The 15368-nt window shown below is 42.1% G+C and carries 16 protein-coding genes and 1 riboswitch; of the genes, 1 reads left to right on the forward strand and 15 read right to left on the reverse strand.

Annotated elements, in window-relative coordinates:
- Nucleotides 1-23 precede the first annotated feature (23 nt).
- From L6I86_RS03240 to L6I86_RS03305, 14 genes are all read right to left on the reverse strand, one after another.
- Nucleotides 24-1271, reverse strand: coding sequence for a DUF4153 domain-containing protein (locus tag L6I86_RS03240; RefSeq protein ID WP_236284545.1), 1248 nt, complete (start codon nucleotides 1269-1271; stop codon nucleotides 24-26).
- 36 nt (nucleotides 1272-1307) lie between these two features.
- The gene (locus L6I86_RS03245) at nucleotides 1308-1529 is read right to left on the reverse strand and encodes a helix-turn-helix domain-containing protein (RefSeq protein ID WP_236284547.1); all 222 of its coding nucleotides are present in this window, start codon (nucleotides 1527-1529) and stop codon (nucleotides 1308-1310) included.
- A gap of 10 nt (nucleotides 1530-1539) precedes the next feature.
- Nucleotides 1540-2022, reverse strand: a complete 483-nt coding sequence (locus L6I86_RS03250; protein ID WP_236284549.1) for a DUF2975 domain-containing protein — start codon at nucleotides 2020-2022, stop codon at nucleotides 1540-1542.
- Between the two features lie 178 nt (nucleotides 2023-2200).
- Nucleotides 2201-4132, reverse strand: coding sequence for a hypothetical protein (locus L6I86_RS03255; RefSeq protein ID WP_236284551.1), 1932 nt, complete (start codon nucleotides 4130-4132; stop codon nucleotides 2201-2203).
- A gap of 86 nt (nucleotides 4133-4218) precedes the next feature.
- Nucleotides 4219-5265 (reverse strand): leucine-rich repeat domain-containing protein, encoded by a 1047-nt coding sequence (locus L6I86_RS03260; protein ID WP_236284553.1) that lies wholly within the window; start codon nucleotides 5263-5265, stop codon nucleotides 4219-4221.
- Nucleotides 5266-5512: 247 nt separating this feature from the next.
- Complete coding sequence (locus L6I86_RS03265) at nucleotides 5513-6715, reverse strand: macrolide family glycosyltransferase (RefSeq protein WP_236284563.1); 1203 nt, start codon at nucleotides 6713-6715, stop codon at nucleotides 5513-5515.
- A gap of 17 nt (nucleotides 6716-6732) precedes the next feature.
- Nucleotides 6733-7518, reverse strand: a complete 786-nt coding sequence (locus L6I86_RS03270) for a PhzF family phenazine biosynthesis protein (RefSeq protein ID WP_236285640.1) — start codon at nucleotides 7516-7518, stop codon at nucleotides 6733-6735.
- Nucleotides 7519-7562: 44 nt separating this feature from the next.
- A complete protein-coding gene (locus tag L6I86_RS03275) occupies nucleotides 7563-8093 on the reverse strand; it encodes a DUF6886 family protein (RefSeq protein WP_236284565.1) in 531 nt (176 codons plus the stop codon).
- Nucleotides 8094-8117: 24 nt separating this feature from the next.
- On the reverse strand, nucleotides 8118-8960 hold the full coding sequence (locus tag L6I86_RS03280) for a bifunctional 5,10-methylenetetrahydrofolate dehydrogenase/5,10-methenyltetrahydrofolate cyclohydrolase (protein WP_236284566.1): 843 nt from the start codon (nucleotides 8958-8960) through the stop codon (nucleotides 8118-8120).
- A gap of 56 nt (nucleotides 8961-9016) precedes the next feature.
- A riboswitch (ZMP/ZTP riboswitch) is annotated at nucleotides 9017-9094 on the reverse strand.
- Nucleotides 9095-9150: 56 nt separating this feature from the next.
- Nucleotides 9151-10785, reverse strand: coding sequence for a hypothetical protein (locus L6I86_RS03285; protein ID WP_236284568.1), 1635 nt, complete (start codon nucleotides 10783-10785; stop codon nucleotides 9151-9153).
- Nucleotides 10786-10954: 169 nt separating this feature from the next.
- Nucleotides 10955-11410, reverse strand: a complete 456-nt coding sequence (locus tag L6I86_RS03290) for a RidA family protein (protein WP_236285642.1) — start codon at nucleotides 11408-11410, stop codon at nucleotides 10955-10957.
- 42 nt (nucleotides 11411-11452) lie between these two features.
- Nucleotides 11453-11869: a hypothetical protein gene (locus L6I86_RS03295; protein WP_236284570.1), complete on the reverse strand. Its 417-nt coding sequence runs from the start codon at nucleotides 11867-11869 to the stop codon at nucleotides 11453-11455.
- A gap of 127 nt (nucleotides 11870-11996) precedes the next feature.
- Nucleotides 11997-12449 carry a YoqH family protein gene (locus tag L6I86_RS03300; protein ID WP_236284571.1) on the reverse strand — a complete coding sequence of 151 codons (453 nt, stop codon included), beginning with the start codon at nucleotides 12447-12449 and terminating at the stop codon, nucleotides 11997-11999.
- A 107-nt stretch (nucleotides 12450-12556) separates the two neighbouring features.
- Entirely contained in the window at nucleotides 12557-13837 is a 1281-nt protein-coding gene (locus tag L6I86_RS03305; protein WP_236284572.1) for an adenylosuccinate synthase, read from the reverse strand.
- Between the two features lie 110 nt (nucleotides 13838-13947).
- Between L6I86_RS03305 and L6I86_RS03310 the strand changes: the two genes are divergently transcribed.
- Entirely contained in the window at nucleotides 13948-14835 is an 888-nt protein-coding gene (locus L6I86_RS03310; protein WP_236284573.1) for a LysR family transcriptional regulator, read from the forward strand.
- A gap of 233 nt (nucleotides 14836-15068) precedes the next feature.
- Here the strand turns inward: L6I86_RS03310 and L6I86_RS03315 are convergent, their stop codons facing one another.
- Nucleotides 15069-15329, reverse strand: coding sequence for an EamA family transporter (locus L6I86_RS03315; RefSeq protein ID WP_338113352.1), 261 nt, complete (start codon nucleotides 15327-15329; stop codon nucleotides 15069-15071).
- Nucleotides 15330-15368: the final 39 nt, after the last annotated feature.

The following is a 15368-nucleotide window of genomic DNA, read 5'->3' on the forward strand; positions in this document are numbered from 1 at the left end:
TACACTCCATTGGAATAGCTATTTTATTTGAAAATAAAAGGAAACGTAAATGCAACAAAAGCAGCCCAAATTCCATAGACTGGTAGATACCTCGTTACGGCGTCTTGGATGGTAGAAGGTCCTGTTTTATTTCGTAAGAAAAGCAGATATGAAACCATAATCCAAATAAGATTAGCCCAAATCAATATATTGACACCTAGAACAGCAATCCGGTTTGGCGTAATCCCATAAGAGGAAAGCCTGAATACGATGGCTGATACTGCCACGCTATCAATTATAAGTGCTAGCACAAGTAAAGCAAAGTTTATATAATCCGAAATATTCTTTTTCTCATCTGTACCGCTTTCTGTAATGGAGAAAATGGTAACGGCTAGTACACAAAGCAGTATTCCGTTGAAGGAAAGGAGAAAATCCCGATCCAAGAATGGATTTTTCCCAACCACCATAACTGTTATGAGATAGACCAACAAGGTTACCAACACAAGCGGACTGAAAATTTTGGCGATATAAGGCGCGATATTTTTGGCAAGTTTTAGATTGCGAGAAACGAGATATGTCGCCACAAGAGATAGTGCAACAGCTCCAAATAACACAACATTTTTAAAGTAAAATTCTGAGATATCCATGCCTACAAATCTAAATAGCTGCATAGTTAAACCTGTTAACAATACACCACTTATGGCCATAGTCGCGTAAAGAATGCCAAGTTCACCATTAAATTTAAGATAGGCTAATCGGACGCTGCCACGACGATATTCATTTCCTGTAAAAGCAAGCCCAACTAACACCCATAGGAAAATAGGAAGGTGTATATAAGATAACAATATACTGTCATTCTGCTCTAGTGGCAGTACATTCACATATATGATGGAGACAAGAAATAACCCTGCAAGTGTATAAATAACATTTCGCCGTGGGGGATTGTTACCTACAAAGTAGGCCGCAATAAATGGTAGCACACCAAAAACAAGATTGATTGGAGCGATTGTCTCTTGTTCGACAAAATGGAAAAGGATCCGTGTGATGATCCCTGCCAATATCGCCAAAATGCCCATGATAAAGAAGTCCTTTTGAAATAAGGACGCCTTTTCTGTATGTACATCTTCTTGGAAATGCAATCTCTCATACCAAGTTGCAAGCACCTGCGAATTGGGATTTTGCTCCCAAGCGTAAGCGAATATTTTTCTGAAAGCTTCAGGTTCTTTTCTAAACATTCGCTCAAGCTCATGGGGGTTGCCCATATGTTTAATGATCAGATTATTATTGTCCACAAAGTATCCCTCCTCCATGTTTATTAACCAAACGTATTAGTCTAGCGTTTCTTCGTCACTTTTGAATTCTAAGATATCACCTGGCTGACAATCCAAAGCCTTACATATCGCTTCCAGCGTGGAAATTCGGATCGCCTTTGCCTTACCATTTTTCAGAATAGACAGATTAGCTAGCGTGATGCCAACCCTTTCCGAAAGTTCTGTCACGCTCATTTTTCTTTTAGCCAGCATCACATCAATATTGATTATTATCGCCATATTATTCACCTCAGACTATTAAGTCATTTTCTGATTTGATATCGATCGCTTCTTGCAAAAGCCTTTGAAGAACAGCGGCGAAAACAGCAATCACGGAGGAAGCAAATATAATAATCAGACCGATGGCGATGAGACCAGGGGCGTCATCTTTCTCCGCAATCAGATATAAGATCGGCAAGCCTACCACATATAAGATACTGATCGCGTTGGCACAGTATTTGATATTTTTCAATGCTATGACAGATAATTCTGAGAAGGCAACATTCTTATCGATATAACTTAACAGCTTGAAAGCCTGATACAACGCAAAATAAAAGGGGATCGCTGAAGCATAGATATCAATGTAAAAGAGATATTGCAAATACGTCTTGCCTGGATACAACTCCACTGCATATCTCCCAAGCTCCGGCACCACGAATATGCACAGGGCAAGCACAGGAAGGCCAATAAGAAATACGACGATTTTCAAAAATAATGTTGTTCCTTGTTTCACCAAAAGCACCTCTTTTCATAATTATTGATTTGACTTTAACATATAATTTATCGTTTTACAATAAAACATTATTGATTTTTAGCGTTTTATTATTGTTTCATAAATTTTTTCTAAAATTAAAAAAGAGTGCCCCCGCCACATACATGGCTTTGAGTGCACCCTCGTATCAAATGATTGTCTACTCCATGACTTGGATAGACAACAGCTTGCCATCTACCTTAGATTCCTTATACGTTATCGGTATAACGCCATCAGGGAACGGTACCTCCAGACGGTAAACACCGACCTTATCCTCAATTTTGTCTGATATCTCTGTGACTTCATAACCCCCTTGAATGCCTGCCTTCGACAGCAGTTCTAGGAAATTAGGCAAGCTTGCAGCTTGATATCGACGATGTAAATGATCCGTCCATGTCGGGATATCCCAATCGGGTGCTTTCACGTCTACGCCGGACTTCCGCATCATCTCAAGCACTTTAACGACCGTACCTCCATCTCCCTCCTGCATCGCAGAAGCGAGTGCAAGGTAAGCTCGGTTAAACATGGTAATGTCATTCAATTGGTTTTTGGCAGCCAGTAAGTTGAACATGTGATCGATACGTTGATCTGCGGTGAACCAATAGGTGTGGAAATCCATTGGATTTACTGGGCTTGTTCCTGTGATCACATATTTCCCATCATCCGAAACACGGAATACAGGCGAAATATCGAAGCGCGTTGGGTACTGTATAACAAATAGTTGACTGCCATCTCCACTGACCATGATTTGCACGGACAATGGCTCACGAGGTTCCACATCACCAGGCAGTATTGAAGATGAGCCTCTCAAACTAGAATAATAAACATTGCCATTCTTAGCTGTCTCTTTGACAAGTCGATACATCAACTGGCTCTTGTGTAAGTTGGGATTTTCAGCAATTTGAAGTGAAGTCCCTTGTAACCTGTGATTATTCTCATCCATCCGCCACGTGATTTCTGCTATGCCTCGCAATTCGTCTGGCTTACGTTCGCCGGTTAAATCTGGAAGCTTTATTGACATACTGTATTCGGCTGACTGCCACAAATAAGCTGTATACCTCGTCTTGGACGCATAATACACATCGGAGAAACTTGTCATATACGAGATACCTTCGATTTGCTTTTTACTACCGAAGTCGAACAACCATAAATGCTTTCCTGAAGCAGTAAATATCCCTGTGAAGAGTAAAACTGGTATTAACAGCACAATCACAACGTTGACCAAGCCGCGAGTTCGAATTTCATCATCAGTTAGCTGCATCGTACTCTGTTGCTCAGGGTTAATCCCAAGCTTATCCGCTAGTATTTTCATAAGCTTACCTATCAACAAAGTTCCCATACATGCGTATGCGAGCAACGGCACTGCATATCCCCACGGTGGTGTTAGTGAACGGAACAAACTCACAATTAGCGTGCACATCATCGCAAGCAACGCGAGTGGCAGCAGGGCACCAAAATTCCGCCTAAACGTACCCGTTGCCTTTGCCAAAGCAGTACTAAAGCTGATATTTTCGAGAACGATGATATATGGCGTGAGTGAATAACACATTAAAACTATTATCAAGATGATTCCAATTGGAAAAAAAGCCGCTGCAAAGAAGATCATCGCCGCGCCAGTCACGAATTGAAAAATCGTCCATGCGATCATATCACCGAAATATCTGCGCCCATATACAAGCAGTGGAACTTTCTCTTGGTTCAGCGCCCATCCTTTCAGCCCGCCTAGATACATACCTCGTATAAAACTTTGAACACCCATTAAGGCGGCAGTGACTAGGAATGCTACGATTCCCCAAGCAGGAGTGGCTACCCTTAGAAACGTATATGGAACTTTCAAATCAGCAAGTGAAGGCATATACAAAGGAATCGTTGCATTAAAACCTGCTGAGTGAACAGCAGCCCCTGATGGCGTTAACGTTGACAGTGTATACGGATAGATCGAAAATCCAAAGTAAATACCCAAACTGACTGCCAAGGTTATTATAACTTCAACGAACAGGACCAAAACAATCAAACGAATATAGGCCATCTTTACCTCCTTCGATAAACAGATTCCATGATGCGCGATGACACCTTCCATTATTTGACTCATTTGGCGAGTAATTGTTTCGGCTTCACACCTCATCACGCCAAAAAAAAGAAGCTGCCGCATGGCTAGCTCCTCACTCACAACTCTAATCACTCATTTTCCCACAACGAATCTCGAGACAAATTTATATATCCCAATTGCTCCATTTCATTGAGAAAATCAGGCTTCCGATCAATCATACACATGGCTACATTTAATAATCGCAGCTTCTTCAACTTCATTAGCTCGACCGGCAAGTCATGTATCGAGGTATATTGGATCGTTAATTGTTCCAGTTTCTCAAGCTCTCCAATTTCTGCTGGCAAGGCGGTTAGGCTGATTTCTTCCTTCGGCTTTATCTTGTATTCTGGAGTCGGTCGATCAGAGCTTCCGCATTGGATGCAAAGTACGCTTAGGTTCCTCAACTTCGCTATGGATGCTGGAATATACGCTAAATCAGCTGTTTGGATTGTCAAGCTTTCAAGCTTACTTAACTCAAACAACGCCTCAGGTAAGTAGTAAAGATCTTGTTCAAAAATGTCTAGTTTGCGCAGCTCCGTAAGCTCCCGGATTCTCTCAGGCAACTCTGTCAATTGATGTCGACTAATATACAGCCTATCCGTTTTATGTTTAATGGCATCGTCTAGTAAACGATCAAAGTTCGTGTGAGCCGCTATTTTTAGAAAAAGTCCTGTCATTTCATCCATCAATCCCATTGCTTCTTCCTCGGTTACATCCATCCCATACTGATCTTCATGGACAATCGAATAAAGGTAGTCTCCACCACCTTCTTTCAAGAAACATAAGTCTTCCGGAAGTTTAGGGAATATCCAATCCGACAACTGATTTGCCATCTGTTTCAGTAAATTTCCGCTTTCTTCACAGCATTTATACAAATAATAAGTTCCCGCGGTGTAAAAAGCATGGCTGCGATATTCTTTTTTAATTTGAATAACATCTTCGATATTCTCGCCTTGGATGATGATTGTTTTCACCAGGTAAGGCTCTAACGCTGCTAACACGCTTGTGTATAGCTTCTGTTCCCCATCTGCAAGATGCCATAGTCTTTCGCTAAGTACAAAACATTCCGAATTTCGTATCGCTAAATCAATGACTTGCTTGTAGGCATCTCCTTTGGGATCTGTATGCATTCTCATTAGCTGAATCTCCAATCCAAATCGAAGTAATTATGTCAATAGAAGCAATGAATGTGACTGTTCGTTAATTAAACAACCGCGATATTAAAATCGTAATCGTAGGACCAATTACCACGAACCCAACAATATGGCAACAAACTTCTTCCAGTTACAAAAATAAAATCAACTCTGTATATTCTACCATAATTAGGAATCTATTTTTTGAGAAAATAGACCCCCAGCAACATGCTGAGGGTCTTCATTCTACTTAAATCCCTAACTCCCTTTTAAACTTAAAAATCTCATCAACAGCCTGACGATACCCACCTGATTCTCGAAAAGATTCCCTTATTTTTGCAACAGCAGTCAATAATGAAGAGTCACTTAACACCTGATCTACGGCTTCCCTTAGTTGCTTAGCACTCAAAGTTAGCATTTGCAACGACACACCTGCTCCGATACTTTCGACTTGCTTAGCAATTATCGGTTGATCAGCGCTTTGTGGGATTACAAGGAGTGGAACCCCGAAATAGAGACCTTCATGCGTACTATTCATGCCGCCATGTGTGATAAATAACTTCGTATGGGGCAGCAATTCCGTTTGTGGAACATACGGTTTCACAGTAAAGTTAGTTGGAATTTCACCTAAATCAGATAATTGAACGTTATTCCCAATTGACATGACAACGGCATGTTCAGTATTCCCCAATGCCTCGATACAAAGTTTATAGAAATTAATGGATCGGTTAAACACAGTTCCCAATGAAATGTAAATTGGTTTTTCAGTTTGAATTCTTATAAATGCATTGCTTTCTGAGCTTAATCGTGTTGAGATCGATGGCCCTACGAATTGATAGGACTGGTCGAACGATACACCATTCGGTTGAAACTCCCTAGTGGTATATACGATTGTAAGCGGTGCTGGATTACACAATACTTCATAAGGAGAATGGATTTCTATATCATATTTTTCCTTTACCATCATCGTAAGGTTTTGGTATTTCTTATAAATTGGTTTAAGGATTTCAGCAGGGACGTTATTTGAAAAATGTTCCAACTCTAGCTCAATGGATTCTTTGGACTGCGCAAAAGATGTGCAAGAATTAATTGCTGGCAGTTTAAGTATCTGAGCAAGTAAACGTCCACAACCGAACATGGAATCATGAATGATATAATCATATTTCTCATTTTTGATCTGTTCAAGCACGCTCGGTATAACAATATCTGCGGTAAGTAAAAGACCGTTAATTCTCTCCAACAAGGAATTTCTTCCACCTGAGATGAAGGCTTTTATAAACTTTTGGTCGTCAAATGTTCGTACGGTTGCTCCCGTGTTCTCGATTCGCTCTCTAAACGCTTCTATGCAAAAGTACACGACCTCTTCACCACGGGAAATCAGCTCCTGCACGACTCCAATAGTGGGATTGATATGTCCCTCTGATCCACCATTCATAAATAAAATGCGCGCCATTACTATCTCTCCTTATGCTAGATGAACAACTCGCTCTTCATAACTGTAACTGCTTGTCCTGACAGTAGAACTCTGTTTTCATGTAAACTAATTTTTAGTATGCCGCCTCTAGCGGATGCCTGATACGCATACATGTCCGTTTTATTTAATTTCTTACCCCAATATGGGGCAAGACCACAATGAGATGAGCCCGTTACGGGGTCTTCATTCACACCAACAGCTGGGAAAAAGCATCTTGAAACAAAGTCAAATTCTTTCGAACGACTTGTCACATTGATCCCTCGTGTTTGAATCGTTTGCAACAAAGAAAAATCAGGACTTAGACGCTTAATGATGTCTTCAGATTCAACTTCAATGAAATAATCCCATCTATTTCGTCCAACATATAAAGGAACAATTTGAAGTGCATCCACCAATTCGGATGGATATTCACACGCAATCACAGGTTCTGACGGAAAATTAAGTTGAATCCAAGCATCATGCTTTATTGCCGTTATAAGTCCACTTCTGGTAAAGAAACTAGCTCTTTGGTTCAGTGGTAAAATCCCTGTTGCCCACAACATGTGAGCACTAGCCAAAGTAGCATGACCGCACAAATCCACCTCAGCAATAGGTGTAAACCATCTAAGTGAAAACCCTTCTTGCTGAGGAAACAAAAAAGCTGTTTCTGACAGATTCATTTCAGAAGCAATTCGTTGCATCAACTCATCATCAAGAGGTTCAGAAGTTAAACAAACAGCAGCAGGATTTCCTTTGAATACTTGATCCGTGAAAGCATCCACAACATAGATTGTTAATGTCAAGATAATCCCCCCAATATTCATCACTATTTTCAAAAAAATCTGATCTAAACTTCAGTTAGTCTCTGCTCAGCAAAGCCCATCCGACACATCGAATATTGAAAACTCGTTTGCTGTATTTTATCAGATAAATCCCACAAATTTCCCAGAAGTCGGACTACTATGTTTCTTTTAAAAAGCTCACCAAAGAGATCTTGAATTTCGAATCGACGGATGGGAACCTGTGATTTCTCGCTCACATAATATCCTGCTCCAAGATCCTGTAAATAAAAATCTGACGTATCAAACTCATAGATATACAACGTTGTATTCTTCATGATTTCAAACCATTTATGTTCAATCGCTACGACGTGATTTATGGCATTAGAAGATAAATAGTTCTTCCTATCTTCCTCCGTAGTAGCCTCATTGGCATGAAAAGTAACTCTCGGACAGTTCCGAGGCGTTAGAAAATTGGGGAAACATTTCTCATTAATCGCCCAGACTAATCCTTTGGTTGGGTCCAGATCTTGCCTTGAAGGAAGTCTTGGGTTGAAAATAGAAATATTTTTTTCTTCACTGACGTGAAATAATTTCATCTTGCTCCCCCTTTTCATCCTGGGCTACGCTAACTTTTCTGCCGCATCGACGGTGTGTTTCAACAAGGTAGCGATTGTGACAGGCCCAACTCCTGCAGGAACAGGCGTAATTGCTGATGCTCGTTCCTTACAGGCCTCATAATCAACATCCCCAATGTTGCCTTCGTTATAGCCCGCATCCAACACGACGGCCCCTTGTTTAATCCAATCCCCTTGCACAAATTTCGGTTTCCCAACCGCCGCTACCACAATATCAGCTAATCGTATCATCTCTTCTAAGTTCGCAGTCTTTGAATGGCATGTCGTTACTGTTGCATTCCGATTGAGTAACATCATGGAAACAGGTTTTCCGAGAATGGGGCTTCGCCCTATGACAACAGCGTGCTTGCCTTCCATTGAAATGCGATAATAATCCATGATAGCAAGTATCGCAGCCGGCGTACAAGAAGGGAAATTTGCGAAGCCGAAAGCATTTTGAGCAAATCCAAGCGTCGTAACGCCATCTACATCTTTCTCAATGCCGATCGCTTCAAATGCAGCCCTTTCATCAATATGATGAGGCACCGGGTGTTGTAACAAAATCCCATGGACAGAAGGGTCAACATTCAGTTTCTGAATTTCAGCAATCAAATCGGCTGTCGAGGTATGCTCGGGAAGCTCAATACGAATCGACCTGATGCCAAGTCGTTTACAGGCATTTCCTTTCATTTTCACATACGTAGCTGACGATGGATCACCACCGACCAAAATCGTAGCCAAGCAAGGAATGATCCCCTTCCCGGCTAATTGATTAATTCTACCTTTCAGCGCTTCTTTCATGTCTGTTGCCACTCGATTCCCATCCAAGATTACGGTTTCCGCGGTCATCTTATCATTCCTCTCAAGTTAGGTTCAAACATAAAGAGGTAAGGGGATTTCCCCTTACCTCTTGCCCAGGCGTACGGCCGTTATCGATATGCTCCCTCATGGTTCCCCATGCTCCGCCAGTCACACATCGTTTATTAGTACTTCTATCATAACAATGAATGCCATTATTTTCAATTACTTTGCACCAACATCATGACAAGGTTGCAGGTGACATAAAGAATGAATACCACATATTTGTCATGAAAACATCAAGAACGACGAAGTAAAACATCTCAAGTCCAACATTCCGTTCGGACAAGCCTTTTCTCCACAAGCGGGTTAACCCATACGAAATCGCAGCAAACAGAAGTAGTAAAATCAAGCTAACCCAAACCGATTGCAAGAAATCCGGCATCACCTGCAGCGCAATCGGTTTACGGTAATCACCAATAAATAACGCCTTTACCACGAGGTACATCGCCATAGATATGCCAAAATGCCGCTTCGCATGCTCGTCATAGTGATACTGCCAAAAGACACTCATCACGATTAAATAAAGGCCAGGCAATAGAATCCATTTTAAGCTAATTAGTGCCGTGAGTACGCCAATCCCCCAAAACAACGGCAAATTCCCAGCAGCTTGCTGATAGTCCTCTGCATGAATGCTGTTCATTCGCTCCGCATAAGGAAGCTGATCTGTGGTGTAATAAACGCGATACGTATCAGCGTTAACGGCGTCCAGCCATATGGCTAGTGAACTCCCTTGGTTCCAAGCAAAAATCGGATATACGGAAAAACCACCGAATTGGCTGATCCGCGCAGCATTCAACATTTTGCCATCCTTAAAGCTAATCTTGTACACCTCTTGACTCGTTTGACGCCTATTTTTCTCGTAAACGGACGATGCGACAAGCGTTACTTCACCAGAAGTTGAATGCGTAAATGTCGGATGCAAAATGGTATCGGAATCGTTCCCCTTGGTGACCGGTAGGTTAATAACCTCATCTTGTATCCTATTGGGTTGATTCTCTGTGAAAGTGAGCATATGTAAGGTGCTCTTACCTGATTTGCGTGAGCTCGTTGTATACGCGGTCATAAATGTAGAACCATCTACGCCTAGCGCCATATCATCTAAGCTGCTCGTTGCATAATCTACGTCCTTCAGCTTGATCTGCACAAGTGGCTTCCATGATGCCTCTGCAAGCTTCGCGTAGTGAAAGGATTCACTGCCATCTTTACTAACGGCGTAAACAAGAGATAAGCTGTCCCCAGAGGTATCCCATACACCATGAACTTGCTTCACATTCGCTATATCAAGTGTAGTCCAGGTAAGCTTGGCATTCGGATGAAATTCGCTGACATAAAGCGATGAATCATTGTACGCTAGGATAACGCTATTCCCCTTAGGGCCAACGACAGTTTGCACACGAACAATCTCGTTCTCCATGAGTGCGTTCTTCGAACTCCATGAACCACTCTTCCATTCACTTTCATACAGTTTATTGCTGTCCCCGATCCATATAACATGATCCTTATCTATCATCTTATAGGTACGGACAACGCCAACATCAGGTAAAGGACGACTTTCCGTACTCTGACGTCCCTCCTCATCAATTGTGACGATTTGGAGTGTTTTCCCCGCTAAATAGGTGAAACTACCATCACCAATCATTTGTACAGGTTCACCATAGGTTGCCAACTGTGGTAATTCCGTTGCACGGCCGAATGGTTCTGGATATGGCTTCACATTTTCATTAGCTAACATGAAAGACTGAATGATTCCGATGATGACGATGACTGCTAAAAAAGGCACATAGGTAAGTAGCTTCCATCTTGCTTTCTTCACTTCACAATTCCTCCAAACCTTATTTGAAAAATAAATAAAGATGCACATTTAATTTTCCAACGTTCAATAAATACTCATGCCAATGATATCATTGATTCCATTATGCATCACTAAAAAAAATTAGAGCGGCACGATCAATGATTCATCATGGACCGCCCGCTCATTATTCTCATTCCGCTACTTCAAAAATGGAATCTACAATAATCGGCAGATTATCTCTAAGTGAAACAGCGCCGAAAACCGATCGAGCAGACTTCCCCTTTTCGCCGAACACATCCAGCATCAGATCCGAACAGCCATTTAGCACCAAATGATGCTCTTCAAATTCAGGAACAGCATTCACGAATCCTTGCAATTTGACAACTTGTTTAACAGGCTCCAGAGAACCTAAGGCAGATTGCAGAACAGCAAGAATCTCGATACCAGTTAATCTAGCAAATTGATAACCCTCTTGTGTTGTGTATTCCTTCCCCAATTTACCTTTTGGACTGCCAGATGGACCCTTGCCAGATACATACAGAAAACCGTTCACTTTGACATAATTCACATATTTCGCTGCGGGTTCACTTGCCATAGGCAGCGTGATTCCTAGTGCAATTAATCTTTGAGCAATGGTTTGTTCCATCATAGACATATCCTCCCACATGCATCTATTCTTCTTACCACTTCATGGCCCAGAACTCAAGCTTTTAATGTGATATTCACCATTTACGACTTGAAGTGTAACATATCTAACACGGTTTTTGATCCAACCATCTTCGGTTCTTTCACCTCCGCCAGCAATAATGAATTCTAGGGAAGCCGGTAATACGTCATATGTAACAATAAAGTAGGTATCTTCCTCATTTTTTAAACTCTGAATGTCATCATAAATTTTATAATCTAATATTCTTTTGCTAGTAGAGACCGAAGAAGCCATGTCCTTTTCTAATTCAGTACCAAACAGTTTGTTAATGATTGGCTTCAAGTCATCCTGTTGCTGGATACTCACATCGTTGGTCTGATCATGATGTACAACATAAGAAGCGCAACCCGTCATACAACTAACACAACTAAGTAAGATTAGCATTAACAACCATTTCATAGCATCGCCTCGTCTAATGAATTTTTCGTTGTTTACATACAACACACTAGGTTTACATATAACCCAGTTTTTAACATCTTACTTCAATAGACGATGGCCATACAAATAAGTTGCAATTAACCTCCCATTATTTACATGCATTCATCGTATTCCTTAAAATGACAGGCCCTAACTTCCCAGTTTTGCTATTCGATAAACGAACCTCCATCGCACTATTCGTTAAATCAGCCGTTATATCGTCAATCCTCCCAGCCCAAGTCGGACTACCTTCTTCCGGAGTAGGGAATAGTTTGAAACGCCAGCTGATCTCATTTGAAATAAAAGCAAAGCCTTCAAACCCATCATAATCTCCCGCTGCAGATGGCAATGGTAAATGATTCGCATGGATGCTAATACTTGTTCGTGGAAAGCTTGGTGTTAGCTTCACTTTGTAAACAAGAGCTGCCCCTTTGGCATTCGCTTGATCCGCAACGACAGATTCAAGAACGGCACTACATGGCATAGGTACTTCAGCATCGCTTTGAACAGGTTGAACCAAGACACTCCCAACCATCAACACAACCACCATCATCTTCTTCATAAGATCCCTCCGAAACAGGTTTGGTGGTTATTTTTCCCATTCTCTCAAATCCTATGATGATTTTTAAAAAAGCCACCTCGCGGCTGCTAAAATAAAATTTACTAAAACTATCGTTGAATCACTTGTTCGCGTCTTGGTCCAACAGAAACCGTTGAAATATTCACACCGATGGCAGATTCAACGAAATGAATGTAGGCCTTAGCCTCATTAGGAAGGTCTTCCATGCTTTTAACCTGTGAGATATCACATTTCCAACCTGGTAATCGCGACAATACAGGCTTAGCCGAATCCATCAACGCATTGACTGGGAAGTGATCAACAATTGTACCATCCGCCAATTCATAGCCGACACAGACTGGAATTTCATCCAAGTAGCCTAACACATCCAAATTTGTTAAAACGACACTTGTCGCTCCCTGGATCATGCAGCCATACTTGGTTGCAACTACATCGAACCACCCCATGCGTCTAGGACGCTTCGTGTTTACGCCATATTCACCGGCATCGCCTCCACGACGACGTAATTCCTCAGCTTCGCTGCCCGCAAGCTCAGAGACGAAGGGGCCAGCTCCAACGCAGCTCGAATAGGCTTTAACGATCGCAATGACCTGTGAGATAGATTTAGCTGGCAGCCCAGCTCCTACTGATGCAAAACCAGCAAGCGTTGAAGACGATGTTGAATACGGATAAATCCCATGGTCCGGATCCCGTAAAGCACCGAGCTGTCCTTCCACCACGATGAGCTCTCCCCTTGCATCGGCATTTTGAAGCAGTGTGGTTGTGTCACACACATAGGGAGCTATTCGCTCAACCTGGCTCAACAGCTGATTCAACAGTTCATCCGTTTGGATGGCTGCATGACCATATAAATGTTGGAGTAATACATTTTTCGCTGTGAGCAAATGCTCGAGTCGTTCCTCCAACCGAGTTTTATTAAATAAATCAGCAACCTGAATCCCGAGCTTCGCATATTTATCCGCGTAAAAAGGTGCAATCCCACGCTTCGTAGATCCATAGCTGCGTGTACCCAGACGCTCTTCTTCGAGTTCGTCGAAAAGTCGATGGACAGACAAAACGACTTGTGCCCGCTCCGAGATGAACAATTTCGGCTTAGGTACACCTCTTGCTGCAAGTTCTTCTAGTTCACTAAGCACGATGTCGATGTCAAGTGCCGTACCCGGCCCTATCACATTCGTCACATGGGAATAAAATACACCGGAAGGCAGCATCCGCAATGCAAATTTACCGTAATCATTAATGATCGTATGACCTGCATTGCTCCCTCCTTGGTATCGAACAACATAAGATGATTGCGCCGCTAGAACATCCGTCATCTTCCCTTTACCTTCGTCTCCCCAATTCGCCCCAACTATCGCAGTTACAGTCATATCGAACGCCTCCTACACTTGTTTTACCTGACAAAGCTTATTATAATTGCCCTAATGACATTAGAATAATTGATATAAGTTATACCAGATATAAAGTGAGGTAATGTTTGATGGATGTTAATTTGGAGTGGTACCGTGTCTTTTATTGGACAACCCAAACGGGAAGTTTATCCAAAGCAGCCGAAGTACTGCATATCACACAACCCGCAGTGAGTCATACGATTAAGCAGTTGGAAGCAGCTCTTGGAGGTCAACTCTTTTTTCGTACGGCCAAAGGTGTCACGCTAACTGTTGAAGGTGAAGTGTTATTTCGTTATGTCGAGCAGGCTTTTCAATCTATGAAAATTGGCGAAAAAGCCATCGCAGACATGCATAGTTTACATAGCGGGGAGATTAATATTGGGGCGAGCGATACGTTGTGCAAGTATTATCTTTTGCAGTATCTAGAGGCATTTCATGAACAGTTTCCAGGCGTGCGAATCCGAGTTACGAACCGTACAACACCTGAAACCATCACACTTCTAAAGGAGGGGAAAATCGACTTTGGCATTGTCAGCCTCCCCGCTTCCGACAAACAAATCGACTTTCGCGAAAGTACGGCTATTCAAGACTGCCTTGTCGGCGGAAAACCCTATGCGCATCTAGCAGGAAGTCCGTTATCCCTTGAAGATTTACACAAATACCCCCTTTTACTATTGGAAAATGGGGCTAGCACGCGGCGCTATATCGATGACTTCGCCGCCTCTGAAGGCGTATCTCTCACACCCGAGTTCGAACTGGGCAGCATTGACCTCCTTGTACAGTTCGCCAAACGAGGATTCGGCCTTGCATTCGTAATCGGCAATTATGTAGCCGAGGAACTCGCTGCTGGCGAATTGTTCGAAGTACCTCTTGTTTCTCCACCTCCCGACCGTCAAATTGGGATTGCCACACTTCGGGGAGTTCCCCTGTCGGCGGCTTCGAAGTCATTTCTGGCGATGTTGCCTATTCCGAAATGACCACTCAAGGCAAAATAAATGGATTTCACGTAGTTAATTTCATCCATTCCTTGCGGAATTCACAAATAACTGGATTTCATGTAGCTAATTCGACATATTTTCCTCAGATACGTCGATTATGGAGAAATTACCTGTACTAAATCCATCTAATGTGCTCATTTCCCTAATTTCACTAAAATTACCGGGATGTTTTCCATTTATTTGTCTACTTAGCAACTGGCAGGCTATTCTCATCAAAGTCCTCCCTTTCGCTTCCGAATAACATCCCCTAACTTCTGTACCGGTACACTGAATAAGATGAGAACAGCTGCAAGGCCATCCAGCCAAGTCAGCCGCTCTCCCAACAAAATCATGATAAACACAAGTGTTACAAATGGGGCAAAGAAAGTAAAGCTCGCGATTAACGATGCGGAAGAGTACTTCAATGCCCTGAAATACAGGAAGAAACCGAAAACGATATTACTCAGGCATAGCCATACAAATAGCAAAGACAACGATGAAGATAGGAAATAAATAATTTAACATGGACGCTT

The organism is Paenibacillus allorhizoplanae (assembly GCF_927798215.1).
Classification (GTDB): domain Bacteria; phylum Bacillota; class Bacilli; order Paenibacillales; family NBRC-103111; genus Paenibacillus_E; species Paenibacillus_E allorhizoplanae.

Bases quoted from the DNA above. Each gene is read 5' to 3' on its own strand.
- L6I86_RS03245 (WP_236284547.1), bottom strand. From the start codon at position 1,529: ATGGCGATAATAATCAATATTGATGTGATGCTGGCTAAAAGAAAAATG.
- L6I86_RS03255 (WP_236284551.1), bottom strand. From the start codon at position 4,132: ATGAGTCAAATAATGGAAGGTGTCATCGCGCATCATGGAATCTGTTTA.
- L6I86_RS03260 (WP_236284553.1), bottom strand. From the start codon at position 5,265: ATGAGAATGCATACAGATCCCAAAGGAGATGCCTACAAGCAAGTCATT.
- L6I86_RS03265 (WP_236284563.1), bottom strand. From the start codon at position 6,715: ATGGCGCGCATTTTATTTATGAATGGTGGATCAGAGGGACATATCAAT.
- L6I86_RS03275 (WP_236284565.1), bottom strand. From the start codon at position 8,093: ATGAAATTATTTCACGTCAGTGAAGAAAAAAATATTTCTATTTTCAAC.
- L6I86_RS03280 (WP_236284566.1), bottom strand. From the start codon at position 8,960: ATGACCGCGGAAACCGTAATCTTGGATGGGAATCGAGTGGCAACAGAC.
- L6I86_RS03290 (WP_236285642.1), bottom strand. From the start codon at position 11,410: ATGGAACAAACCATTGCTCAAAGATTAATTGCACTAGGAATCACGCTG.
- L6I86_RS03295 (WP_236284570.1), bottom strand. From the start codon at position 11,869: ATGAAATGGTTGTTAATGCTAATCTTACTTAGTTGTGTTAGTTGTATG.
- L6I86_RS03300 (WP_236284571.1), bottom strand. From the start codon at position 12,449: ATGAAGAAGATGATGGTGGTTGTGTTGATGGTTGGGAGTGTCTTGGTT.
- L6I86_RS03305 (WP_236284572.1), bottom strand. From the start codon at position 13,837: ATGACTGTAACTGCGATAGTTGGGGCGAATTGGGGAGACGAAGGTAAA.
- L6I86_RS03310 (WP_236284573.1), top strand. From the start codon at position 13,948: ATGGATGTTAATTTGGAGTGGTACCGTGTCTTTTATTGGACAACCCAA.